General features: G+C 31.0%; 24 protein-coding genes and 1 tRNA gene. 14 read left to right on the forward strand and 11 right to left on the reverse strand.

Going from position 1 to position 24,684, the window contains the following annotated elements; all coding sequences use genetic code 11:
- The first annotated feature begins 2 nt into the window (after positions 1–2).
- The gene (locus tag EU95_RS00370; protein WP_032523006.1) at positions 3–1,220 is read left to right on the forward strand and encodes a SufD family Fe-S cluster assembly protein; all 1,218 of its coding nucleotides are present in this window, start codon (positions 3–5) and stop codon (positions 1,218–1,220) included.
- Complete coding sequence (locus EU95_RS00365; RefSeq protein WP_032523007.1) at positions 1,220–2,473, forward strand: aminotransferase class V-fold PLP-dependent enzyme; 1,254 nt, start codon at positions 1,220–1,222, stop codon at positions 2,471–2,473. Before EU95_RS00370 ends, EU95_RS00365 begins: the two co-directional genes overlap by 1 nt.
- On the opposite strand, the gene EU95_RS00360 is transcribed toward EU95_RS00365, so the two are convergent.
- Positions 2,470–4,401, reverse strand: a complete 1,932-nt coding sequence (locus EU95_RS00360; protein WP_032523008.1) for an alpha/beta hydrolase family protein — start codon at positions 4,399–4,401, stop codon at positions 2,470–2,472. The genes EU95_RS00365 and EU95_RS00360 overlap by 4 nt on opposite strands.
- Before the next feature lie 66 nt (positions 4,402–4,467).
- Here EU95_RS00360 and def point away from each other — a divergent pair, with 66 nt between their 5' ends.
- From def to EU95_RS00335, 5 genes are read left to right on the forward strand one after another with little or no spacing between them, the layout of a single operon-like run.
- Positions 4,468–5,073, forward strand: a complete 606-nt coding sequence (def, locus tag EU95_RS00355; RefSeq protein WP_032523010.1) for a peptide deformylase — start codon at positions 4,468–4,470, stop codon at positions 5,071–5,073.
- Between the two features lie 14 nt (positions 5,074–5,087).
- Positions 5,088–5,429, forward strand: coding sequence for a histidine triad nucleotide-binding protein (locus tag EU95_RS00350; protein ID WP_032523012.1), 342 nt, complete (start codon positions 5,088–5,090; stop codon positions 5,427–5,429).
- 47 nt (positions 5,430–5,476) lie between these two features.
- Complete coding sequence (locus tag EU95_RS00345; protein WP_032523013.1) at positions 5,477–5,755, forward strand: hypothetical protein; 279 nt, start codon at positions 5,477–5,479, stop codon at positions 5,753–5,755.
- Positions 5,756–5,797: 42 nt separating this feature from the next.
- A complete protein-coding gene (locus EU95_RS00340; RefSeq protein ID WP_032523014.1) occupies positions 5,798–7,780 on the forward strand; it encodes an ABC transporter ATP-binding protein/permease in 1,983 nt (660 codons plus the stop codon).
- 8 nt (positions 7,781–7,788) lie between these two features.
- Positions 7,789–8,064, forward strand: a complete 276-nt coding sequence (locus EU95_RS00335; RefSeq protein WP_032523015.1) for a chlorophyll a/b-binding protein — start codon at positions 7,789–7,791, stop codon at positions 8,062–8,064.
- Here EU95_RS00335 and EU95_RS00330 read toward each other — a convergent pair whose 3' ends face one another.
- Positions 8,065–8,994: a Ycf66 family protein gene (locus EU95_RS00330; protein ID WP_032523016.1), complete on the reverse strand. Its 930-nt coding sequence runs from the start codon at positions 8,992–8,994 to the stop codon at positions 8,065–8,067. It abuts the gene before it with no gap.
- 78 nt (positions 8,995–9,072) lie between these two features.
- Positions 9,073–9,258, reverse strand: coding sequence for a photosystem II reaction center X protein (gene psbX / locus EU95_RS00325; protein ID WP_032523017.1), 186 nt, complete (start codon positions 9,256–9,258; stop codon positions 9,073–9,075).
- A 90-nt stretch (positions 9,259–9,348) separates the two neighbouring features.
- Here psbX and EU95_RS00320 point away from each other — a divergent pair, with 90 nt between their 5' ends.
- Positions 9,349–9,654 (forward strand): YggT family protein, encoded by a 306-nt coding sequence (locus EU95_RS00320; RefSeq protein WP_032523018.1) that lies wholly within the window; start codon positions 9,349–9,351, stop codon positions 9,652–9,654.
- Positions 9,655–9,672: 18 nt separating this feature from the next.
- On the opposite strand, the gene accC is transcribed toward EU95_RS00320, so the two are convergent.
- Complete coding sequence (gene accC, locus EU95_RS00315; protein ID WP_032523019.1) at positions 9,673–11,019, reverse strand: acetyl-CoA carboxylase biotin carboxylase subunit; 1,347 nt, start codon at positions 11,017–11,019, stop codon at positions 9,673–9,675.
- Positions 11,020–11,279: 260 nt separating this feature from the next.
- On the opposite strand from accC, the gene EU95_RS00310 reads away from it, so the two are divergent.
- Positions 11,280–11,361, forward strand: a tRNA-Leu gene (locus EU95_RS00310).
- Positions 11,362–11,365: 4 nt separating this feature from the next.
- Positions 11,366–12,652, forward strand: coding sequence for a hypothetical protein (locus tag EU95_RS00305; RefSeq protein WP_032523020.1), 1,287 nt, complete (start codon positions 11,366–11,368; stop codon positions 12,650–12,652).
- Between the two features lie 4 nt (positions 12,653–12,656).
- Here the strand turns inward: EU95_RS00305 and EU95_RS00300 are convergent, their stop codons facing one another.
- The 4 genes from EU95_RS00300 to EU95_RS09660 form a co-directional block, all read right to left on the reverse strand.
- The gene (locus EU95_RS00300; protein WP_032523021.1) at positions 12,657–13,712 is read right to left on the reverse strand and encodes a PRC-barrel domain-containing protein; all 1,056 of its coding nucleotides are present in this window, start codon (positions 13,710–13,712) and stop codon (positions 12,657–12,659) included.
- A 45-nt stretch (positions 13,713–13,757) separates the two neighbouring features.
- Positions 13,758–17,348: a chromosome segregation protein SMC gene (gene smc / locus EU95_RS00295; RefSeq protein WP_032523022.1), complete on the reverse strand. Its 3,591-nt coding sequence runs from the start codon at positions 17,346–17,348 to the stop codon at positions 13,758–13,760.
- A gap of 76 nt (positions 17,349–17,424) precedes the next feature.
- The gene (locus EU95_RS00290) at positions 17,425–17,787 is read right to left on the reverse strand and encodes a hypothetical protein (protein WP_032523023.1); all 363 of its coding nucleotides are present in this window, start codon (positions 17,785–17,787) and stop codon (positions 17,425–17,427) included.
- Positions 17,788–17,870: 83 nt separating this feature from the next.
- A complete protein-coding gene (locus EU95_RS09660) occupies positions 17,871–18,008 on the reverse strand; it encodes a hypothetical protein (RefSeq protein WP_002806908.1) in 138 nt (45 codons plus the stop codon).
- Positions 18,009–18,196: 188 nt separating this feature from the next.
- Here EU95_RS09660 and EU95_RS00285 point away from each other — a divergent pair, with 188 nt between their 5' ends.
- Both EU95_RS00285 and EU95_RS00280 read left to right on the forward strand, forming a co-directional pair.
- Positions 18,197–18,658: a DUF883 C-terminal domain-containing protein gene (locus tag EU95_RS00285; RefSeq protein ID WP_032523024.1), complete on the forward strand. Its 462-nt coding sequence runs from the start codon at positions 18,197–18,199 to the stop codon at positions 18,656–18,658.
- Between the two features lies 1 nt (position 18,659).
- On the forward strand, positions 18,660–19,046 hold the full coding sequence (locus tag EU95_RS00280; protein WP_032523082.1) for a phage holin family protein: 387 nt from the start codon (positions 18,660–18,662) through the stop codon (positions 19,044–19,046).
- Between the two features lies 1 nt (position 19,047).
- Here the strand turns inward: EU95_RS00280 and EU95_RS00275 are convergent, their stop codons facing one another.
- Entirely contained in the window at positions 19,048–20,172 is a 1,125-nt protein-coding gene (locus tag EU95_RS00275) for a THUMP domain-containing class I SAM-dependent RNA methyltransferase (protein ID WP_032523025.1), read from the reverse strand.
- Between the two features lie 625 nt (positions 20,173–20,797).
- Positions 20,798–21,760: an aldo/keto reductase gene (locus tag EU95_RS00270; RefSeq protein ID WP_032523026.1), complete on the reverse strand. Its 963-nt coding sequence runs from the start codon at positions 21,758–21,760 to the stop codon at positions 20,798–20,800.
- A 148-nt stretch (positions 21,761–21,908) separates the two neighbouring features.
- Here EU95_RS00270 and EU95_RS0109235 point away from each other — a divergent pair, with 148 nt between their 5' ends.
- On the forward strand, positions 21,909–22,580 hold the full coding sequence (locus EU95_RS0109235) for an AAA family ATPase (protein ID WP_032523027.1): 672 nt from the start codon (positions 21,909–21,911) through the stop codon (positions 22,578–22,580).
- A 168-nt stretch (positions 22,581–22,748) separates the two neighbouring features.
- On the opposite strand, the gene argJ is transcribed toward EU95_RS0109235, so the two are convergent.
- Positions 22,749–23,987 (reverse strand): bifunctional glutamate N-acetyltransferase/amino-acid acetyltransferase ArgJ, encoded by a 1,239-nt coding sequence (argJ, locus tag EU95_RS00265; protein ID WP_032523028.1) that lies wholly within the window; start codon positions 23,985–23,987, stop codon positions 22,749–22,751.
- Between the two features lie 76 nt (positions 23,988–24,063).
- On the opposite strand from argJ, the gene coaE reads away from it, so the two are divergent.
- Positions 24,064–24,681, forward strand: a complete 618-nt coding sequence (gene coaE, locus EU95_RS00260) for a dephospho-CoA kinase (protein WP_032523029.1) — start codon at positions 24,064–24,066, stop codon at positions 24,679–24,681.
- Positions 24,682–24,684 lie beyond the last annotated feature (3 nt).

Genomic DNA, 24,684 nt, shown 5'->3' on the forward strand with positions numbered 1-24,684 from the left:
AGATGAAAATACTTGAAAAAATAAAAAATAATAAATTAATTAACAATCAGACAGAAATACAAAAAATCTGTCTTCATAAATTACAATCAAATCCCCTACCTAATCCTAAAAGTGAATTATGGAGACTTTCAAATAAAGCAAAATTTTCAAACTTTTTAAACTACTCGTTTAATGAAAAAAATACAAAATTTGATATACCTTATCCTGAAAGTTCTCAGAATACTGTTCGATTAATAATTGGTGAAAATTGCCAAATTAAATTAATAAAAGAAAACTATTCAATACTTCAATTAAGTGAAGATGAATTAAATAAATATATCAAAGAACAGATAGCTTGTTTTGATCAAAACGAAAATTGGAGTGACCTACTAAATCTGTCTTTAAGTTCTACAAAAAATTTCTTGGCATTAAAAATAAATGGATCAAAAATCCCTCCTATTGAAATTTTTAGTCATGCATCAAGTGATTTTTTAAACGCAAAAACCCTGGTAATATTTTTGGAAAAGAATTGCGATATTGAATTATTACAAGTAAATCTTGGGAAAGAAAACTCTTCATTATCCCAGTCAACATTTTTTTTATTAGAAGAAAATAGTTCCATAAATCATGGTGTTGTTTCTTACGGTGAAAACAGATCAAATTTACTAAATTCGCTCAATGTAATTCAACAACAAAATAGCGAATACAACTTAGGTTCCTTACATTTCAAATTCAATTATGCAAGATTTGAAATTAGTATTAAACAATCTGCAGGAAACGCTAAAACCAATATCAAAGGTATGCAAATAACCAAAAAAAATGAACAAATATCTACTTATACAAAAATAGACTTTAATGGTCCAGATGGATTTCTAGATCAAATCAACAAATCACTTGCTGACGATAAATCACATGCAATATTTGAAGGTTCAATAATAGTACCAAAAATTGCACAGAAAACTGATGCTTCTCAATTAAGCAGAAATTTACTTTTATCAAAACACGCACAAATAGATACCAAACCTCAATTAGAAATAATTGCTGATGATGTCAAATGCAAACATGGAGCCACAATTTCGCAATTAAACGAAGAAGAACTTTTTTATATGCGAACAAGAGGGATCACATTACCAGAAGCAAGTAAACTACAATTAAGTTCTTACTTTCAAGAAATAATTTCATTTATTCCCGTTTCAAAAGATAGATGGGATTTGCTTGATAAACTTTTAAATGAGAATTAATGGAAACGATTCAAAATTTTCCTGAAATAACTAAGAAAGACTTTCCTCTTTTAAATAAGCACTTAACAAGTAATGAGCAAGTCATTTATTTAGACCATGCTGCAACCACTCAGAAACCAATACAAGTCTTAAAAAAAATTGATGACTATTATAGAAACTTTAATGCCAATGTACATAGAGGCGCACATCAATTAAGCGCTAAAGCAACAGAAGAATTTGAAAATGCAAGATATTTAATTAGCAAATATATAAAAGCTAATTCAGCCAAAGAAATTATTTTCACAAGAAATGCTACTGAAGCAATAAATCTAGCGGCCAGATCATGGGGTGAATCTTCATTAAGAGAAAACGATGAAATTCTCTTATCAATAATGGAGCATCATAGCAATATTGTTCCATGGCAAATGGTTGCAGCAAAAAATAAATGCAAATTAAAATTTATAGGTATAGATAAAGATGGGAAATTAGATATAGACGATTTTAAATCAAAACTAACATCTAGAACTAAGCTTGTTAGCCTCGTACATATTAGTAATACGCTAGGTTGCTGTAATCCAATCAAAGAGATAACTAAATTAGCTAAACAAAAAGGATCTTTAGTATTAATAGACGCATGTCAAAGTTTGGCGCATCAAAAACTTGATGTTTGTGATCTTGATATTGATTTTTTAGCGGGATCCGGACATAAACTTTGCGGTCCTACAGGCATTGGTTTTCTCTGGTCGAGAAAAGAAATCCTAGAAAAAATTCCTCCCCTCTTTGGAGGTGGCGAAATGATTCAAGATGTTTATGAAGAGACAAGTACTTGGGCCGAGCTCCCGCATAAATTTGAAGCTGGAACTCCAGCCATTGCAGAAGCAATAGGTCTAGCAGAAGCAATCAATTACATAAACACTATTGGATTGAATGAAATTCATGAATATGAAAGAACTATTACTAAATATTTATTTGAAAAATTAAATCAAATAGAAAATATTGAAATTATAGGTCCATCACCGGAGATAGATCCAGATAGAGCATCACTTGCCACCTTTTATATCAAAAATATACATTCAAACGATATTGCTGAAATTCTTGATTCAAAAGGAATTTGCATCAGAAGTGGGCATCATTGCTGTCAACCTCTTCACAGATATATTGGAATTAAATCAACAGCAAGAATTAGCATGAATTTCACAACAAATAAGGAAGAAATTGATTTATTTATAGAAAAATTAAAAGATACTATTGATTTTCTAAAAAGAAATTCTTAAATATTCAAAGCATTTTCTAAAAATTCCTGAGATTTTTGCATTACCGCTTCTTTATTTTCAAAATTTTTAAACCCATGCCCTTCGTTTTCAAAAAAAATAACTTCTGAACATTTATTATTCTGAATCAAAATTTGTTGAATTTTTAGAGTTTGTTTATATGAAATAACTGTATCTTTTTTTCCATGAAACAATAAGATAGGTTTTTTTATTTTGTTAATGTGCTTTATTGGCGATCTATTTATATAATCATCATGATTCTTTTCATAATTTCCTACCAAAGAATTTAAATAATCTTTTTCAAACCTATGCGTGTTGTAATGCATATCCTTCAAATCAAGAACAGGATATTTACAAATTGCAGCTTTAAATATAGACCCATATAATAAACAATTTAGGGCGGTTAATCCACCAGCACTACTACCAAAAATTACCACTTTCTCACTATCAACTAGATCTGATTTGATTAATTCAAGAGCTAGTGCTTTGCAATCATAAGAATCAACAATACCCCACTTATGATTCAATCTATCTCTATATGCTTTACCAAATCCTGATGATCCTCCATAATTTACTTCAGCAACAAAAAATCCCTTCGAGGACCAAAATTGAACTTCAGAATTATAAGATCCATCAAAAAATGAAGTTGGTCCGCTATGAGCTCTAACGAGAAGTGGTGGCTTTATGAAATTATCTATAAGCGGTTTATAAAGAAAAGAATGAGTAGATTGATCTTCAAAACCTTTAAACCAAAATGTCTCAGGTTTTGAACAATCTTTTATATGGTCAATAAAAATCTGCTCAGAAAAATTTGATAAAACTTTTTCTGCAAAATCAATTTCAAATACAATTCCCAAAAAATCAGATCCATAACCTTTAAAAAGAACTTTTTCCCCAAAAACGCTGAAATCACTTATTGAAGTAAAAGGAGTAGAAAATTCTTTTACGAATTCAAGATCTTTATAGTGTTCAACTATTAAATTATTTTCTTTTTTTGCAAGGCAAAATAAATTTTTTTTAGTCCCTGAAAAAAATGTTATTCCAGAGACCCATTGTGGTACTCCATATTCAATCAAATTTCTTTCTACTCTTTTTTTTATAAAAATATTTTCAATTTCACGAACATCTAAAAATAATAAGTTCCACCATCCAGAACTATCCTCAGAACATACTAAAAGTGTTTCACTTATCCAATAGGGTTGAAAAAAAGAAACGTTTTTATTTTTATTAATATTTTTATGTGAAAAATTTTTTATTTTATTTAATTGACCGTAAACATCTATTTCAGCAAAAAAAAGATCATTTTTTTCCCAAGGCATATATGGACTACCCCACTCTATCCAGGAAAGTAAATTACCCTTTGGATTAGAAGATAAATCTCCAGCAAAATTATTGAATTTTTTTAGTATTTTAAGATCTTGATTTATTTCTTTTATATCTAGTGAGAAGAGAAAATCTCTTTTATTTATCTCAATTAAACCAATTAAAGTAGCCTTATTAATTAGGGAAAAACATCCATCAAAATTGCCCTCTATTGAATTAGTTAATTTTTTTTGGTTTCCTTTTGGCAAAACATAATTATCAGAATATTCAAGATTATTAATTTGAAAAACTTGAGTCCATAATGATTTAGATACTTGATCAATCCAAAATATATATATATTTTCACTATATTCAAAACATTTATATGACATGCCTCCATATCCATGAAAAGAGTTTTTGATACAAAACTTCTCTCCTGTAAGATTCTGAGGGCGCGATTTTTTTTTATTAAAAGGTCTTACAAAAATTGCATTTATTCCGTCTTTTTTCGCATTTATAGGTTCAATCCAGAAAATTAAATTTTTTACAAGTAATAACTCTCTTTGAGAATTTTTTGATTTATTGAGTTCTTCACTTTTGTGTTTAATGTGATTTTTCATTGAACTCATAGCATTCAAAGTTTCAAAATAATGTTATTATTTTTATAGCTTAACCCTTAATTACAGCAACAAATAGTGGCAAATCATTTTTCACATCTGGCAAGAAAATCAAGGAATAATGTTTCTACTACTAAGGTTATAAAAGAAGCTATTGATAATCCACCTTTAGAAATATACAAACTTGGAAGTAAGACTTTAAGAACTACCGCTAAAAGAATAAGTAAAGTTGACATCGATACAAGAAAACTTGCAAAAGAGATGCTCCAAAGCATGTATTCTGCAAAAGGGATAGGTTTAGCAGCTCCTCAAGTAGGTATTAGTAAAGAACTTTTAGTGATCGATATAAATTTTGAAGACTCTGCAGCAGAACCTCTAATTTTAATTAATCCAGAAATCACTGCTTATGGATCTACACTTAACTCTTATGAAGAGGGTTGCTTGAGTATTCCTGGTGTATATTTAAATGTCATCAGGCCATCTACCATAAAATTAAAGTTTAGAGATGAAATGGGAAGACCAAGAAAAATGAATGCTGATGGACTCTTAGCTAGATGTATTCAGCATGAGGTCGATCACTTAAAAGGCGTACTTTTTGTTGACAGAGTAACTTCAAAGGAAGACCTAAAAAAAGAGCTAACAAAAGAGGGTTATAAAATGAAAGATGTTCTCCCAATTAGTTAATTCAAAAATCTTAAATGACTGAAACTACAATTTTCTCCAAAATAATCAATGGAGAAATTCCATGCGAAAAGCTTCATGATGATGAATATTGTATTGCATTTAATGATATTTCAGCTCAAGCTCCAGTCCATTTTTTAGTGATCCCCAAAAAGCCCATAGTAAGTTTATATGAGTGTATGGTAGAGGATGTAAATTTACTAGGCCATCTATTGTTTATAGGAAGCAAAATAGCGAAGTCCAAAAACTTGAGTAATTGGAGAACTGTAATTAATACTGGAGAAGAATCCGGACAAACAGTTTTTCATTTACACATACATTTCTTATCAGGCAGAAAAATGAAATGGCCTCCAGGCTAAAACTCTCGAAAAAATTGTTTATTGGCTATAAGTAAGTAAAAAATAAAATGAATACACCAAATTCTTTAAATACACAATCCAAAAATTTATTAAATTTAATCTTAAAAAATTGGGAGGAATTAGACGATTCAATCAAAACTAAGTTAATAAAAATTTGGAGCGTTTTAACTTATAAATGGCAATTACAAATTTTATTTAATTTGCCTTTTCTGTTTTGGTGGGCATTAGATAAATCTTTTCCAAAAATACATGAGTTTGATGCAACAATCTTGAATTACCTAAATTTACCTGAGTGGGCACTTTCATTTATTGGCTTTGGTCAATAGAATGCTAAAAGTTATAATTTAATTTATAAAACTAGTCGAGTAATGAATAAAAAAGTTAATAATAAATCCAAAATATCGTACCAATTACAAAAATTAAGGAAACTATCTCAGCCATTTTTTCTTCCAATAGATCAATGCAATGGATTTCAATTCATATGGCTTTTGATTTCTCTTTTATTTTGCGTTGGTGGAGTAGTACTTGTTGGTCTTACAGGAATAATTAGTTTTTTTGAAAGCTTTCAACCAATTTTTCTTGAAAAGTATTTTGGAGGTGTAGTAAGTACTGTTAATTCAATTTGGGCTGGTAGCTGGGGATTACTTTTCTCTGCCTTATTTCTAATTGGATCAGGCAGCTTTTTTAGCTTAAGACGTCAATTAAAAAACCGTAGATGGTTGCATTGGTTATTCCTTGCGATAATTGTATTAATGCTTTTAGCTGTCAACGGAATAAACGCAGGTATTGGATTTATAGCAAGAGATTTAACAAATGCTTTAGTAGAAAAACAAGAAGATGGGTTTTATCGGATATTGGGGATTTACGCTTGTTGTTTCGCTGTGGCTCTACCAATACGTGTTTCCCAAATATTTTTTACATATAAGTTAGGAATAATTTGGAGAGAATGGCTTTCAAAAAGTTTAGTTAAAGATTACATGACTAATAAAGCTTATTACCAATTAAATCCCAACGATGAAGAACAAACTGATGTAGATAATCCTGATCAAAGGATCACAGATGATACCAGAGCTTTTACGGGGCAAAGCCTTTCTTTTACATTAGGTATTTTTGATGCACTACTAACATTTTCACTTAATATTCTTATTTTATGGAGTATTAGTACAACACTTACTCTTTCTTTATTTGGTTATGCAGCATTTGCAACTTCTATCCTTTTAATTGCTGGAAAAAATCTTGTAAAAATTGACTTTGATCAACTCAGATATGAAGCAGATTTTCGATATGGCTTAGTACATATTAGAGATAATGCTGAATCAATAGCCTTTTACTCTGGAGAAAATCCTGAGCGAAGTGAAACTGAAAGGCGCTTAGGAGAAGTAGTTAGAAACTTTAATTTATTGATTATATGGAGAGTAATAATCGACGTTATGAGAAGATCCATTAATTATGCAGGAAATTTCTTTCCATATTTAATAATGGCAATCCCTTACTTTAGAGGTGATATTGATTATGGACGCTTTATTCAGGCAAGCTTTGCATTTGGGATGGTCGAAGGTTCATTATTTTTCATAGTTAATCAAATAGAAGAACTAGCAAAATTTACTGCTGGGATTGGGAGACTAGAAGGATTTCAATCAAAAGTAGAATCTATTAGTCAAACTAGCCCAACAAGTAATCAAAACGTTATTTCAAATTACCCCTCAATTCTTATTAATAATGCTGACCTTTGCCCACCAGGATCAAATAAAACGATAATTAAAAATTTAAATTTAAGCATCGACAATAATCAATCACTTTTGGTTGTAGGACCATCTGGATGTGGAAAAACGTCATTACTAAGAATGATTAGTGGTTTATGGGAACCCGATCATGGAGTAATAAAAAAACCAAAAATTGGAGAATTATTATTCATACCTCAAAAACCCTACATGTTGCTAGGTTCTTTAAGAGAACAATTATGTTATCCCACAGAAGTTAAGAAATTTAGCGATGAACATCTTACTTCTGTGCTTCATGAAGTAAACTTAAACACTTTAGTAGATCGATATCCCAATCTTGATATCAAACAAGATTGGCCAAGAATTCTTTCATTAGGCGAGCAGCAAAGATTAGCTTTTGCAAGGCTCTTACTTAATTCTCCAAGATTTGCAGTACTTGATGAGGCTACAAGTGCTTTAGATATTGATACAGAAAAAAAACTATATAGTTTACTAAAGGAACGAGAACTTTCTCTTATTAGTGTTGGACATAGACCTAGCTTAAAAGATTTTCATGAAAATATATTAGAATTGAATGGAAAAGGAGACTGGAAATTATTGACTTCTGATAAGTATAATTTTAAGGACTAGAAAAAAAAATGAATCCTAAAGAAGAGCAAACTAATTCAGAAGTCACTAATTTAGATAATGAGAGTTGTGTAAAACAACAGCAAGATCCAAACTACATCAACGAACAAATTGGTGACAATAAATTAGATGAAAAATCTATAGAAATTAATGATGAATATAAATTTGGATGGAGTAGTTATTCTGAAATAACTAATGGAAGATTTGCAATGATTGGCTTTCTTACAATAATATTAATTGAATTGTTTAGTAAACAATCGTTTTTAAAATGGGCAGGAATCTTATAATTAATCATCAAATCTAGAACTGTTATCTCTAGGTTTCTTCTTGTTTGTTCCAACGTTATACCTACTATTTTGATTTTTTGAACTTGATCTAGCTGAGGAGCTTACTCTACGAATCTCACGTGGTTTTTTTGCTTGATTAGCATCTTTAAATGAAGCATCTTCTATTTGAGCTGGTGAAGTTTGCTGCCTAATAGGAGATCTAGTAGGTTTCTTTCTTGATGTAGAGGATTCATCAAGAGTGGAGATATTATCTTGTCTCGAAACTGTACGATTCATTCTGGGTCTTGAACCTGTTTTAACTTCATCGCGAGATAAATTTCGTCTCTCACCAAAGTTATTTGTTGCTGGTTGGCTAATATTTCTGTCTTGAGAAGTCTGCCTTCTTCTTCTTATAGGTTCATCATTTTCAAATTGACTTATTTCCCTTGTAGATGACCTGCTTCTACTTGCTGCTGCAGAGGGTATAGCTCTTGAAACATTCCTCCTACGAGATCTCCCCTCCGAATAGTCTTCTTCAAAGTCATCTTCTTGAGGTTTAAATCTTCTGGATGGTCTTTCTGATTCTTCAAACCTATCGTAATCGTCATTAAATCTGCCTCTAGAATTTCTGGGACCGTCAGAAATAGGGTCATCATCAAAATAAGATGACCTTCTAGCTTGATCAGTTGCAACTCCCCTTAATCGCACACTTTCATATGCGAAGAAAACTGTAGTTCCTGCTAATAAAAACTGACCAAACTGAAGGATAGGATCTAACCTCCAGCCTTGAAAAAATAATATTCCTCCGCACAAAAGTCCTATTGCTGCGAAGAAAACATCATAATCCCTTGCTAAGGCAGGCTTAAAGGACCTCAAAAAATAAAGGCCTCCTCCACATACTGCGAGAACTATACCAACAATACTGGCCCAATTGAGACTAGCATTGACCACATTCTTTCTCCAAAATTTATTTTTAAAGGGTTATTTATATCCCCTCTATATATAGTGTACTTAAAACTTCTACAAAAACTAGCGTCTTCCGGTAGAAGTACGATCTAAGGAATCTTTCTGGCTAACAAAAATCAAAAATGCAGTGGCTGGAATAACGATAATTACGGCAGCCGCAATAAAACTACCTATCATCCCAACTGCGGAATTATTTGCAACTTCAGCAGAAAAATCTGCGGCTAGTAATAAATTTGAGATTTGAAACACTTTTAAAATATTAAATTCTCAATTTATAATACGAATTAAATACGTTTCAATGGGTTATTTATTAAGATGAATTAAATAATTGTGATTTCCTTGCTTATCAACTCTCTTCAAATTTTAGATATTAGTTTAGGAATTTCTCTTTCATATCTAACTATAGTTTTTTTAATAAGATTAATACTTACTTGGTACCCCAAAATTGACTTAAGTAAAGGTTTATGGTTATTAATTTCAATACCTTCAAGCTCTATTCTTAACTTAACAAGAAAACTAATTCCTCCTATTGGAGGCGTTGATGTTGGACCAGTAATTTGGATCGGAGTTATAAGCTTTTTAAGAGAAATTTTAGTCGGTCAGCAAGGGCTTATAAAACTTGCATTACATACACATATTTCATAGAAATCATTTAGTTATTGCTCAGTAATTTGGCAATAATTCTTCTTCTACATATTTAGTATGTATCTTACCCTGCTTAAATTTGGATTTATTCAGTAAGGTGAGATGAAAGTTAATTGTTGTAGGAATGCCAGTTACTGCACATTCATTTAAAGCCCTATTCATACGCTTAATTGCAGTATTACGATCTTTTCCCCAGACTATTAATTTACCAATTAATGAGTCATAGAAAGGAGGTATTTCATAGCCTGTATAAACATGACTATCAACCCTTACACCGGGGCCACCAGGAGGAAGCCACCCAGTTATTTTGCCTGGTGATGGTCGGAAATTGTGAGAAGGATCTTCAGCATTGATTCTACACTCAATAGCATGGCCATTTAAATGGATATCATCCTGATTAAATTCCAAGTTTGCTCCGCTTGCGATTTTAATTTGCTCAGCTATTAAATCAACTCCCGTAACCATTTCAGTAACAGGATGTTCAACTTGAATCCTAGTATTCATTTCCATAAAATAAAAATTATCATCATCAACTAAAAATTCAACTGTACCAGCTCCTTCGTAACCGATACTTTTTGCAGCAGCAATAGCTGCATTCCCCATTTTTTTTCTTAACTCAGTATTAATTGCAGGACTAGGAGACTCTTCTAGTAACTTCTGATGTCTTCTTTGAACTGAACAATCTCGCTCTCCTAAATGAACAACATTACCGGACCTATCCGCCAAAATTTGAATTTCTACATGTCTTGGCTTCTTTATAAATTTCTCCATATATAAACCATCATTACCAAAAGCTGCTTCTGCTTCACCTTGAGCTGCTTTAAACATTTTTTCAAGATTATCAGAGTTTTCAACCAACCTCATACCTCTTCCACCTCCTCCAGCAGTTGCTTTAATAATTACCGGATAGCCGATTTCATCTGCTAATTTATAAGCCTCATCAACGTTAGATAACAAGCCTTTACTACCAGGTACTGTTGGAACTCCAACTGCTTCCATAGTTTCTTTTGCTGTAGATTTATCTCCCATAGATCTAATAGCTTTAGGAGATGGACCAATAAAAACTATGCCGTGATCGTTACACATCTCGGCAAATTTATCATTTTCAGCAAGAAATCCATACCCAGGATGAATAGCATCAACTCCTCTCGATGTAGCAGCAGCAAGTATATTTGGAATATTTAAATAACTCTTATTACTTAATGAATCTCCGACACAAACCGCTTCATCAGCAAGCTGAACATGCAATGCTTTTTTATCTACAGTGCTATAAACTGCTACGGTTGCAATACCTAGTTCCCTACAACTTCTGACAATTCGTAAAGCTATTTCTCCACGATTAGCAATTAAAACTTTTTCAACCATTATGAAAATTAAATTGAAGAAATGAAATGACTTAAAATAAAAAATTATTTGCCAAAGTATTCAACAAAATTTTTTAGTGATCAGAGGACATTTTTTACAATACAACCTCGAACGTTATATATGTATAAATATTTTTTTTATGCAATAGAAAAATTATTCATGATATTTAAAAATACTCTTTTAGAACTACATGCTTATTTCAGCCAATAATGTATGATATTTTAGAGGTTTTGGTATATCAAGGTTGCTAAAAACCCTTTGCGGACGTGGCGGAATTGGTAGACGCGCACGTCTAAGGAGCGTGTGGCTTCGGCCTTGCGAGTTCAAGTCTCGCCGTCCGCATTTAATGTATTCTGGTTTAACTGCAATGAAAAAAAAATCAGTTGCAGTAGTTATAATTTCCAATGGTCCTGGTGAATTAACTACATGGGTAAATCCTGTATTGGATGAGCTTAACAAAATAAATAAATCACTATGTGATGAAGATAGACAAGATTACACTCTTAGGTTAGTCCTTGTTCCTTGCCCAAATGCCACTGGTAAAGAATTTTTAGTTGCAAATTCATGGAATAAATTCGAATTAATTACAAAACCCCAAAGTTTTTGGAAATTATTAATTAAACCACATTCTTTTGCTAATTGGCCCAAAAAAGGTGTGGTTATTTTCCTTGGTGGGGATCAATTCTGGAGCATTTTATTAGCTAAAAGATTAGGTTATTTAAATATCACATATGCTGAATGGGTTTCGCGATGGCCTAAATGGACCAACGAAATTGCTGCTATGAATGTAAAAGTAAAAGAGTTGATACCTAAAAGATATAAATATAAATGTAAAGTAATTGGCGATTTGATGGCAGATATCAAACTTGATAGCGAAATATCATTAAGAAATAAAGACAAAAACTATGTAGCATTATTGCCTGGTTCCAAGAAAGCAAAGCTTTCTGTTGGAATTCCTTTCTTCTTAGAAGTTGCAGATCATATCGCTAAAGAAAATCAAAATATAAATTTTATAATTCCGATTGCCCCAACTACTGATAAAAGTGAATATTTATTTTTTCAAAGCAACAAAAATCCAATTGCTAAATATTATTCATCAAAGATCAAAACAATTAAAAACCTAAAAGACTCTCGTTTTGATTATGTAATTGAAACATCAAAAAATACAAAGATTTTTCTAATCAAGAAACATCCCTGCTATGAAATATTAAAAGAATGTGATCTTGCAATTACAACTGTAGGAGCAAATACTGCAGAATTAGCAGCAATTACTCTTCCAATGTTAGTTGTTCTACCAACTCAACATTTAACTATAATGAATGCATGGGATGGCATTTTTGGAATAATTGGAAAAATTTCATTCATAAATAGATTCCTAACTTTTATAATTAAAAATTTTTATTTAAAAAAAAAGAAGTTTTTTTCTTGGCCAAATATTAAAGCTAAAAGAATGATTGTTCCTGAAAGAATAGGTAATATTTCGCCAAGAAAAATTGCTAAAGAAGTATTATTTCTTATTAAAAATAGAGATCAATTAAAAAGCATTAGGGATAATCTACATAAAGAAAGAGGGGATAAAGGTGCTGCAAAAAAACTTGCTTCTATAATTATTAATTCAATACAAAAACTTTAATAAGTTACCAGGGATCATCAATTTCAAAGTTTTCAGATTTTTTATTATCTTGAACTAAATTTTGTTCATCTAGTGGTTCAATATCTAAAGTTTCAGTTGCATTTTGAATTGGTCTTTTTGAAGCAAAATTAGTAGTTGACTGTTTATTTTGATTAAAATCAACATTGTTTTTTTGATCTATCTGATTAACACTATTTTGATTCTCCATCTGATCAGAATAATCATTATCCATATATAGCTTTTTTCTGTTATTTATTTCCTTTGAAGAATCCTTTATTTCAACATATTCAAGTTCATCTTCATAATCATCTTCATAATCATCTTCATAATCATCTTGTTCAACAACTTCTTCATATTCCTCGATCAGATTGTTTTGCTGCTCTGATTCAGAACCTGAAAGTAACTGATTCTCAACAGGAACAAGATTTGCTGAGTATCCATTTGTTTCTCTTTCATCCCATGAAGAACCCCCTACTCCAAGTTTCTCAAGTAGTCCACTACTTAGCTGTTTCAATTTCTCTTCAGCACCTTCGTAAACAATAATCCTATCGGTACCACTACTTACAATTTCCTCCACAGGAATTTCCCAAGTACTTAAAACTCCCTCACCTAAAAGCGGAACACCAACAGCACCCATAACAAGAGATATCAAATCTCCAGTCTCAATATCAAAAGAAAAGCCAAGAACTCTTCCCAAAAGTTGTCCAGACTCTGTAATCACTTGACAATTAATTATCTTCCCATATCTTTCTGGAGAAAAAGTCTCACTCAAAGAATCAAGGGAGTCAACTAGAATGACATCTCCAACTTGCTTTATACTTTCTAAAGGCATCCATTTGGGCAAACCTGGTAAAAATCTTGTAAGTGGATTATCTCTTAGTCCCAAAGCGACCACCTCTCTTCTATCAATATCAACAACAACTTCGCCAACTAGGCCTAGCCTCCTCCCAGTATCAGTAGTAATCACTTGTGTACCCATTAATTCTGACCTTAACCATAAACGTTCGCTAGGAACAGAATTAGGGAGATTCTTATTAGCAGATGTGTTAGACAAGCTCATAAATTTCTTTTTATCATTCTGACGTATAAATTTAAAAAAGTGTGTTTATGCAGCATTTGGTAACCCAAGAACTTGAGTATTAGCACCTCTTGCTTGCGCAACCCCAATTGTTCGTTCAGACGCACTAATCATAGGCCTTCTATGACTTACGACTATAAATTGAGCATTTGATGACTGATTAGATATTAATTTTGACAATCTTTCAACATTTATACCATCTAAAAAACTATCAACCTCATCTAATGCATAAAAAGGTGAAGGTTTATACTTTTGCAAAGCAAATAAAAAACTTAAAGCAGTTAACGACTTTTCACCACCTGACATAGAGGCTAATCTTCTGACATTTTTTCCCTTAGGATGAGCTACTAAAGTTAATCCCCCTTCTAAAGGAGAATTAGGATTCTCAAGTTGAAGAAATCCATCTCCATCAGATAAATTTGCAAAAATTTCTCTAAAATGTTTATCAACTTCTGTAAATGCTTGCATAAAAGCCTCCTGACGCATCGTAGATACTGTTTCTATTCTCAACAATAATTCAGATCTTTCATTAGATAGAATTTCTAATTTTTCTCTTAAACCATTTAATCTATCAATTAATTCTTCTAATTCATCAAGGGCCAACATATTAACAGGTTCTAAGCTTTGTAATTTTGCATTTATAACCGAGATTTCTGCTTGCAAGGATTCAAGACTCTTCCCTTCATATTCTCCAAACTTTGGGTGAGGATTAGGTAGATTTTTTTTATAATTTTCTAATTTTATTTTCTCGCTCCTCATTTCTTCTTTAAGAGAATGCATATCCCTTTCAAGATATTCAAGCTTCAACAGATAGTTATTATATTCTTGCCTTTTATTTGAAATTGAAGAATTTAATTCATCTCTTTTCCTTCTCAATAAACCTAAATCCTGCTCCAGAGAATTTTTTTGTTTATCGAGATCTAAGAGCTCTTTTTTAAATTCATCTCTTTTTTCTATCCATTCACTATGAGAAATTGCAAGTTGTTTAATAGATTCCTGCAAGTTTTTTTCTTGTAGTAAAGTAATTTTTAATGAATTATTGATACGCTCTTTATTTAAAGCAAATTGATTCTTTTTATCTAGCAATGCATCTCTCTCCTTAATAAGTGATTCAAGTTTTTTATCAAGATTATTAAAATCATTATTAAAAGATATTAAGGATGATTTTTGATTTTTTTCATAATTAGCCTTCTGAATGGCTTGTAATTGATCAAACTTATCATGATAAGGCTTCAATTCATTTTTTAAATGATCTAACTCGTTAACTAATAAATTATTAGCTGCATCAAGTTTATTTAATCTCGATTTACAATCCTCCATTCTTTGAGAGACAGACTTGAGAGAGTCTTGATTTACTTCAATTTCTTTATTAAATGATGCACAATCTTCAATTATTTGACTGCGGTTAGAATTTAATTTACTAAGTCTATTATTTTTTTTTATCAAATCATTATTTGACTCTTTTAAAGCTTCTTCGATAACTAATAATCTCTCTTTTAAAGGACTTGAATCATCAATATCATTATTACTTCCAAACCTATAAGCCAAATCTTTATTTAACTTACTACCTCCTGTAATAGCACCACTTACTTCTAATAATTCACCACTTAAGGTAACCAACCTATTTTTTTGTTTAGATAATCTAGCTGAGGATAAATCCGAAAAAACCGAAGTATCTCCAAAAACATACCGAAAAACATCTGAATATACTTCATCAAAAGTAATTAGATTAATAGCTTTATCAATAAACCCATTCTCCCTGTTATTTTCAAATCTTGAAATTGCATTATTCTTTTTTTGACTTTTAATTCTATTTAAAGGTAAGAAAGTTAATCTTCCCGCTTTCTTCTTTTTAAGGATTTCAATTGCTTTAGCGGCAATATAATCATTGTCAACAACAATTTGTCCTAATCTATTTCCAGCAGCAATTTCTAATGCATATCTATTTTTCTCACTGACCTCTCCAAGTTGAGCTACATAACCATGTATACCCTCTAACCCTGCCTCTAACAGAATTCTGAGAGCATATGAACCTCTAGATTCGTTTAAAGCTTCCTTTCTGCTTTCGAATCTAGATAAATCCTTTTCAAGCCTTAATTGCTCATTGTTTAGCCTTGATTTAGTTTTAATTAATAAATCAATTTCATTTTTTAAAGATTTAATTTCTGAGCTATTACTTGCTAAGTTTTTATTCTTTGTGTCCGATGTCTCTTTTTTTCTTTGATTTCCCTCAAAAAGTTTCTGCTTTTCAAAGCCTAAGGCATCAATCTGGGAGAGTATCTCATCTTTTTGAATATTATTATGAACAATTTCTTCTTCAACCTTCCTTCTTTTAATTTCTAAAGGATTAATTTGATTTTTTATACTTTCAAGCTCAGCATTTAATTTAATACTTTGTTTTGAGAATTCTCCAGATTCTCCAGCCGCATCAGAAAGTTTTTTTCTTGATAGTTTATGTTTTAAAGTGAGATCATCAATTTGCAAGTTCAATTGATTTAAACAATTATCATCAAATTTTTCTTGTTTCATCTTTTCTAACTCGATATTCTTCTTAGAAATTACAATTTCATCTCTCTGCTTTTGTAATTTAATACCTTCTTCTTTATTCAAACTTGATATCCTATCTAGTTCTCTCAAGCTAGAATTAATACTTCCAATATCAGAATTCACTTTTATCAAAGTATCCTCTCCTTTCTCTTTAAGTTCTTCAACCAATATTTTCAAAGCATCTTCTAAAACTAATATTTCTTTACTAATGGATTGTTTTTGGTCATTAAATAATATTTTATTTTTTTCAATTTCAGTTTCTTTTTTCTCTATAGATTCAATATGCTTAACTTGTTTATCAAATATAAGAACTTTCTCTAAATCCATCAGAATCAGAAGTTTTGCCTTTAACTCCTTATATCGCTTAGCTTTTTCACATTCTTTTTCAAGCTTATTTTTACTAGATTGTAATTCATTTTCTAAAATTTCACATCTTTCTTGTCTTTCGAAAACGTCATTTAGTTTTGCATTAGTTTGTTCTATTCTTGTATCAAAAAGTGCTACTCCCGCTAATTCATCAATAAGATTTCTCCTCTCTTTATTATTCATTGATACTATTCTTGTTACATCACCCTGCATAACAACATTGCTACCCTCAGGATCAACACTAATATCCCTCAATATTTTCTGTATTTGTTGCAAGGTACATTGTTTTCCATCAGAAGTATAAGTCGAAGCATAAGAGCCACCTGGCATAAGCCTTAATTTCCTGGTAACTAACCATTCTTTTTGACCTTTATTAAGGGTAATTTCTTCTTCTTCTAGTTCCAAAGGGGGAAGGTCCTCTCTAGGAGACCAATCTTGAATATTAAATTTTACCGATACAGATGTTTCTGATGACTTACCCTCTTTAACTTTTGAGTTATTTATTAGATCTGGTAATCTTTCAGCCCTCATCCCTCTACTATTAGCTAGCCCTAAACAAAATAAAATTCCATCTAAAATATTACTTTTCCCAGAACCGTTAGGACCTGTAACCACGGTAAAACCTTCTTCAAGAGGAATTTTTACATTTCCCCCAAAAGATTTAAAATTTTCAAATTCGACCTGATTGATATGTACCAATCTCAAGTCTAAATAGCTAAATAAGAATAACTAATTTGCAAAAATTCTCAATAGAAATATTACGTTTATTTATAAATGAATATTAATAATTTTTGGTCAATCTACAAAAATTAGCCGAAACTTCAAACAAACCACAAAGAAGCTCACCATCCAAAATGAATAGATAATATTCAGGATTCAATTTATCAGAAACGTTTTTAAATATTCCATGATCAATTCTTTTTACATACCCTCTATTATCAGAAAGTTCATGTTCTATTCTGGATAGCCATACAAGTCTATGATTTGGCTGCTTAGAAATTTCTACAGAAGCTTGATTTAATAAAGGTAGTTTTAAAAATTTCCAAGTTAAACAGTCTATTCCATTTTCAATAAGAAAATCATAATGTATATCTACAGAATTAGTAGAGTAAACTTTATGTTCAAGTAAAACCCATCTATTCATTATCTAGTTGATAAATAAATCGAATATATTTTCAAAACAAAGTTGAGATAAAGATATATTTTCTTAGAAATGGTTCCTGTTATTTAATTACTTGCATCAGGAACAAATCTTAAAGCTATGAATAGCAAACTTCCAGCTCCTGCGATTGCTGCCGCTACTAATCCGAAATCTGTAGGGATTGTGCGAGATGCAAAAATTAATGACGCAAATGTAATATCCATGATGAAATTTAAACTGATTTAATAAATTCAGTAATAGCTTAACAAAACCTTCTTGCAGAACAGAGTAGATAAATAAAATGTAAATAAACTTTTATATGTTTTTATTTTATATAAATCGCACAATTCTTTAGATAAGGGTTCCAAATTAAGAAAATAGGGTCTAATCTTAAAATAAATAAGTTTAAATAATGGAGATTCACCATCCTCCCAAAGAAGTAGAAGAAAAAGAAGATAACTCTAATCTTCCTGAAAAAGAAGTTATTTCTGAGCAATGGTTACTCGAGAAAATTGACAATTTAATACCTTTAATAAAAGAAAAATGGCCTAACATTGCACAAAAAACCCTTGAAGCCACAAAAGGTAGTATTGATGATTTAGTTGAAGTAATAGCTAGCCATAGTGGAACCTCAGCAATTAGAATAAAAAGTCAACTATTTGAAATCATTGATTCAATAAGTGAAAACAATTGGGAAATAACAGAAAAAATTGAGCCTATCGAAAGTCAATTAGAGGAATTATTAGAAGAACTTAATAATACACTGAGACCAAAAATAGAAAGTCCAATAAGAAAAAAACCTCTATTATCTATTGCTATTGCTGCTGGTATTGGTTTACTAATAGGAACTCTCCTAAACAGTGGCAGAAAATAATATGGAAAAACCAAAAAATAAAAACTTTACAAATACCGCCTCCAGAATTTCAGCGATTGCAAGTTCAGTGATGGATTTGCATGTGAGAATAGCTCTTCAAGAAGTAGATAGAGAAAAAAGAAGATTAATTAGTGGTGGAATATTTTTAGCAATTGGAAGCATATTATTGTTGTTAGTCCTAATTAGCATCCATATAATTTTTTATCTTTTTCTCACAAAATATAATAACTGGAATATCGAATATAATTTATTAATAATAATATTTATCGATTTATTTCTTGCAGGCTTAAGTTTGAAGCTTGGAGGAAAATTAGCCAAAGGGCCGTATCTTCCACAAACATTAGAGGGTTTAGGTAAGACAACAAAAGCCGTTTTAGGAAAAAAATAAGTTACCTTATTAAATATTTTATCCATCTACAATCTATTCCTCCATTACTAATGGGAATTTTCAATGAAGATTTCATTTTCAAATATTTTGTTAATTTTGGATTTCCACTTAGCAGCCAAAACTCCCAACCTGAAAAATTATTCTTTAGGAAGATTCCCATTTGTTCGTATAAAGAAATCCATTCATTTTCATCACCTAATTTTTTGCCGTATGGAGGATTACACACAACGATACCAGGTGTAGATTTCAATTGGAGTTCTAAAAAATCATGATTTATAAGTTCAATATAATTTTCTAGTCCAGCCAATGATATGTTTACTTTTGCCTGCTCAAAAACCTTTTTATTAATTTCACAGCCTATTATTGTTGGTAATTTTTCATAATTTATAATTTTATTTTTTGCCTTATTTTTTTCATTAAGATAAATATCCCTCCTAAAATCCAACCAATTCTCAAAAAGATATACTTGATCAATATTTATGGGTACTTCAAGAAATTGGTTAACTGCCTCAATTAAAAAAGTTCCCGAGCCACACATAAAATCAATTAATGGGACTTTGCCATTCCATTGAGTCATATTTATCAATCCAGAAGCTAAATTTTCTTTTAATGGGGCATTTCCAACTGCGGGTCTATAGCCTCTTTTGTGTAAGCTTTCCACGCTGCTTTGAAGACTAATAATTGCTTTATTATTATTTAGATGAAGATGAATGATAAAGTCAGGATCATTTAAAGAAATATTTGATCTTTTATTCCAAACTGCCTTTTGCAAATCAGTTATAGAATTTTTTACTTCAAGAGCAGTAAAATGTGTATGACTTAAGGAAGATGTTTTCCCAGTTACTTGAACATTAAACGTTTTTTCATAGTGCAACCAATTTAACCAATCAAATGAATCTTTAACCCCCTCATATAAAGATTGCTTGTCATAGCAATTAAAACTGGTAATCTCCCTATAAAAACGAAAAGCTAATCTGGAATAAAAATGAACTCTATAAAAGGTTTCAAAATCACATTCAAAATTGATAAATCTTTTATGAGTCTTAATGTTAAAGCCACCTAAATTTGAAATTTCCTTAGCTAAGTATATTTCTAATCCCTCTGGAGCGGATGCCACTACGTTCATATACGATAAAAATTTAAAAAAACTATTCAATACTCATTTTGCCTGTCAGAATATAAATGTCCAATTGGACTAGGTGATCTCAACCGATGTTTCGGACAGCGGTTCGATTCCGCTCAACTCCACTATTTGGGGTTGTAATGGTTTCGACGGGGCATAAGGAAGGTGACTGAAGCCGGCTCGGTTAGAGCAAAAACACAAACGCTAACAAAATCGTTAGTTTCTCCCGTCAAACAGCACCAGTTGCTGCTTGATCCTAAAGGAGATGGGGTCATATCAGCCTTATCAACCAAATGATACGAGGAGTCTGGAAGGACTCCACTTTTTTAAATAAATAAAATGTTGTAGTAGATAATTTATTAGTGTGTAAATATTGCTGCAATTGCTTGTATTAAAAGGAATTTTTTTAATTTAATAAGTATAAATACTGAGAAGATAAGTTTTAAATTAATTTATCTTATTAAAAACTCCAATAATGCAAAATGGAAAATAATAAAAAACTAAATGACTTGATCATAAATCTCAAGCCTAAAGTTATTAGATTTACTGGTGAGAAATTTCCCACTGAACTATGGAATAGTAGTTGTCAAATAAAAAAAAATAAGAAGATATCTACCTAAAAATACAATTAGATACTAGAAAAAGGATTTTTAGGCATTTTTTTTAAACAATTTTTTGAAACTTCCTGTAGTATTTTAAATTCATTTTTATTTAAATTCCAATTGAATACATTCGATACATCTATAACTTGAGATTTTTTTCGCATTCCAACGAGTGGAATTGTTCCTTGATAACAACACCAATTAATTGCTACTTGCGCTTGGGAAACTGATCTATGATTCGCAATCCTTTTTAGACACCTCCGCAATTCATATGTTGGTTTTTTATAGTTTTCAAATAAAGCATTACGAATAAAACTTTTTTCTTTATATTCTTCTTGATCTGGATCAATACAAAGTACTCCAAATGACAAAGGACTATAAGCAAAGAAATCAATATTATTTTCTTCGCAAATTTTTTTTACCTGATATTGTTTTCCTAATTCGGGAGCAAGCAAAGAAAACTGTATCTGAACACTTTTCAGGCTCTGATCTCTTTTTGCCAAGAAATCAATTAATTTAGTCAATCTTTTAGGGCCTATATTTGATAAGCCGATTTGAAAATCAAAGCCTTGATCTTTTAAATCACAAAGATTATTCAACAGTCCTAATTCTTGCCAAGGACTATATTTAGCAGTTGACCAATGTAATTGCACTATATCTAATTTGTTATTTAGTCTTTCTAAACTTTTCAAAAAAGGTTTATTAAAACCTCTATTACCGATTCTCCACGGATAAGGTGCTAGTTTGGTTGCTACTTGAATTCTTTTTTTCTTTGCTGAAGGAGTATTTAATAAAAATTTGCCTATCAATAATTCACTTCTACCTTGAAAATTCCCAGTACCATAAGAATCTGCAGTATCAATTAGATCAAAACCTCTTCGTAATGCTTCATTAAATGTCTCACGTAAATCATCGTCATTTGTAGATTGATAATTCCAAAAAAGCTTATTCCCCCAAGACCATGTACCTAATCCTATTCTTTTCTTCACTAGCCTATACAAATAAGTGACTTTATAAGGTTATCTATTAATATTAACTTTTTAAAATATTTCAAAAAATAAGTTTTAAATAATTAAAAATCAAATTCTCTTGACATTAAGAAATTATTCTCCAAAGTAAGGGAAATAAAATAAAAAATTGTTCATTACCGTTTGCGGACAAAAAGGTGGAGTAGCCAAAACTTGCACAAGTATTCATCTTGCTAGCGTTTGGCATTCTGAAGGTAAAAAAGTTTGTATAGTCGATGCCGACAAGAATAGATCTGCATTAGCGTACGCATCGAGAGGCAATCTTCCATTTCCAGTTTTCCCAGTCAGTTCTGCTGCTAAAGCATCAAGATCATCAGAAATTGTTATAACTGATGGACAGGCTAGCAGCGATGAAGAAGAACTTAAACACTTAGCGTATGGTTCAGATTTAGTTATCTTACCTACAACTGCAAAAGCAAGATCAGTAGAGTTGACTGTTGAATTAGCTAATTTATTAAAAAATTTAAAGGTTAACCATGCAGTAGTAATAGTTAAGGTTGATTTTAGACAGCAAAAAGCAGCGCAACAAGCCAAAGCAGCTCTAGAAAATTTTGGTTTATATGTTTTTGATACATTTATACCCTTACTTTCAGCATTTGATAAAGCAGAAGCCTCAGGTAATGCAGTATTTGAAGCTGTAGACGATTTAGGTAGATCAGATCCTCGTCGAATGACGGGCTGGTCTGCTTATTGTTCAATTGCCTCACAAATTCCATGCCTGATTTCGAAGCCCTCATCCGACACCAACAACTTAAACAACCAACAACCAATCAGCGCTTAAAAGTAGTTGATTCACCTAATTTTGAAAAAGAAAAAAAAGAAGAAACAATAATTACAAAATCTGGATTATTAGTTAATTTTTTTGGAGGTTTTGTTGGTTCAGTAATTGGAACTTTAACAATACTATTTCTTTATATAAATGAATATCTACCAATAGATTTCCTAAAACTTAAGTAGTATATTCGCTATTTATTTCAACATACTTTTTAGAAAGATCGCATCCCCAAGCAGTACCTTTAGATGCGCCAGAATTGAGATTAATAGTAATTTTTACAATATCATCAACTAAATATCTACCTTTCATTCTTGATTTCATATACTCAGTGACTTTTTGCGAGTCATAATTATTTACCTTGCCCTTTTCCAAAATCTGAGCATCACCAATATACAAATCAACATCATTTAAGTTGAATTTAACTCCAGATTTACCTCCAGCAGAGATAATTCTCCCCCAATTAGGATCACAGCCATGTATGGCGGTTTTTACCAACGCAGAATTACAGATAGATTTTGCGAGCATAATTGCATCATCAGTATTTTTTGCTCCTTGAACCAAAACTTCTAATAGACAATTTGCTCCCTCACCATCCCTTGCAATACTTTTTGCCAAGTTTTGACAAACAATATCAATCCCTTTTTGAATAATTGGAAAAAACCTTTTTTCAATTTTCTCTCCTGCATTTATTCCGATACAAGAATCATTTGTGCTTGTCTCTCCATCAACTGATATTGCATTAAAAGATTTCTTAACCGCATTAGAAATCATTTTGTCCCATTCTTCTTTTTGAATACTTGCATCACAGGTTAAAAAAGCAAGCATTGTAGCCATATTGGGATAAATCATTCCTGAACCTTTTGCAAATCCTGCTATTTTTATTTTTCTTCCTTGAATAATCGTCTCTATTAAAACTTTTTTCAAAGTCAAATCAGTAGTTAAAATTGCTTCTGCTGCATTTTGAAAATTATTGAGGTTTAGATCACTAACTAAATTAGGTAAATTTTTTACTAAATCATTGATTTGAATAGGAACACCAATTACACCAGTTGAGCACATTAAAACTTCTTCTTCTTTTATTCCTAAAAGTTTCGCAATCTTGGCAGTAGCAATTTTAATATGTTGAATTCCAAGATTTCCAGTGCAAGCATTTGCTTGACCAGAATTAATTAGTATTGCTCGGACAAAACCAGAAGCTCTTTTAATCCTTTCCTCACAAATATCCACACATGAAGCGCGAACTATTGATTGGGTAAACATCCCACTAAAAATACTGCCTTCTGGAGCGAGTATTAGTGCTAAATCTTTTTTATTAGAAGCTTTTAATCCAGCAGATATCCCAGCAAAAAGAAACCCCTTGGGTGTTGCCTTACTGTCATCAACAAAGGACCAATTGTAATCTAACTGGCTCAAACTTTTTGGTATTTTTAATTCATACTAACTGCTCTTTAATACTAAAGAAACAGGTACTTAGATTATTATTAAATATATGGATATTCTTAGAAAATTAAAAAATAACCAAAGAAGAATTGGTTTAACAGGAGGTATTGCTAGTGGAAAGACCACAATAACAAATTACATTAGAGAACATAAAAACATTCCGATATTAGATGCAGATAATTTATCAAGAGAATTGATCAAACCAAATACATACGGATATAAAAAAATTTTAGAATATTTTGGGAATCAAATAATTGATAATAAGAAAAATACAGAGAAGGCTATAAACAGAAAACTTTTAAGAAACATTATTTTTAAACATCCAAAAAGTAAAGAATGGATTGAAAAACTGCTTCACCCCCTAGTTAAAGAAAAAATGATCGAAGAATGCACTCGATACATGAACAATCAAACTATTGTAATGGTTATTCCATTATTATTTGAAGCAAAATTTGAAGATATATGCACTGAAATTTGGCTTGTTGAATGTCCAATAGAAATACAAAAACAAAGACTAATTAAACGAGATAAAATTAGTGAAAAAGAAGCATACGAATCAATAAATCTTCAATTAAGCTTTGAAGAAAAAAGAAAATTTTCAGACATTATTTTAGATAATTCAGATAATCAAAATAAATGGATTAAGACAATAAGAGAGCTTCTTTGATGA

This window comes from Prochlorococcus marinus str. MIT 9201 (assembly GCF_000759955.1).
In the GTDB taxonomy this organism is placed as follows: domain Bacteria; phylum Cyanobacteriota; class Cyanobacteriia; order PCC-6307; family Cyanobiaceae; genus Prochlorococcus_A; species Prochlorococcus_A marinus_G.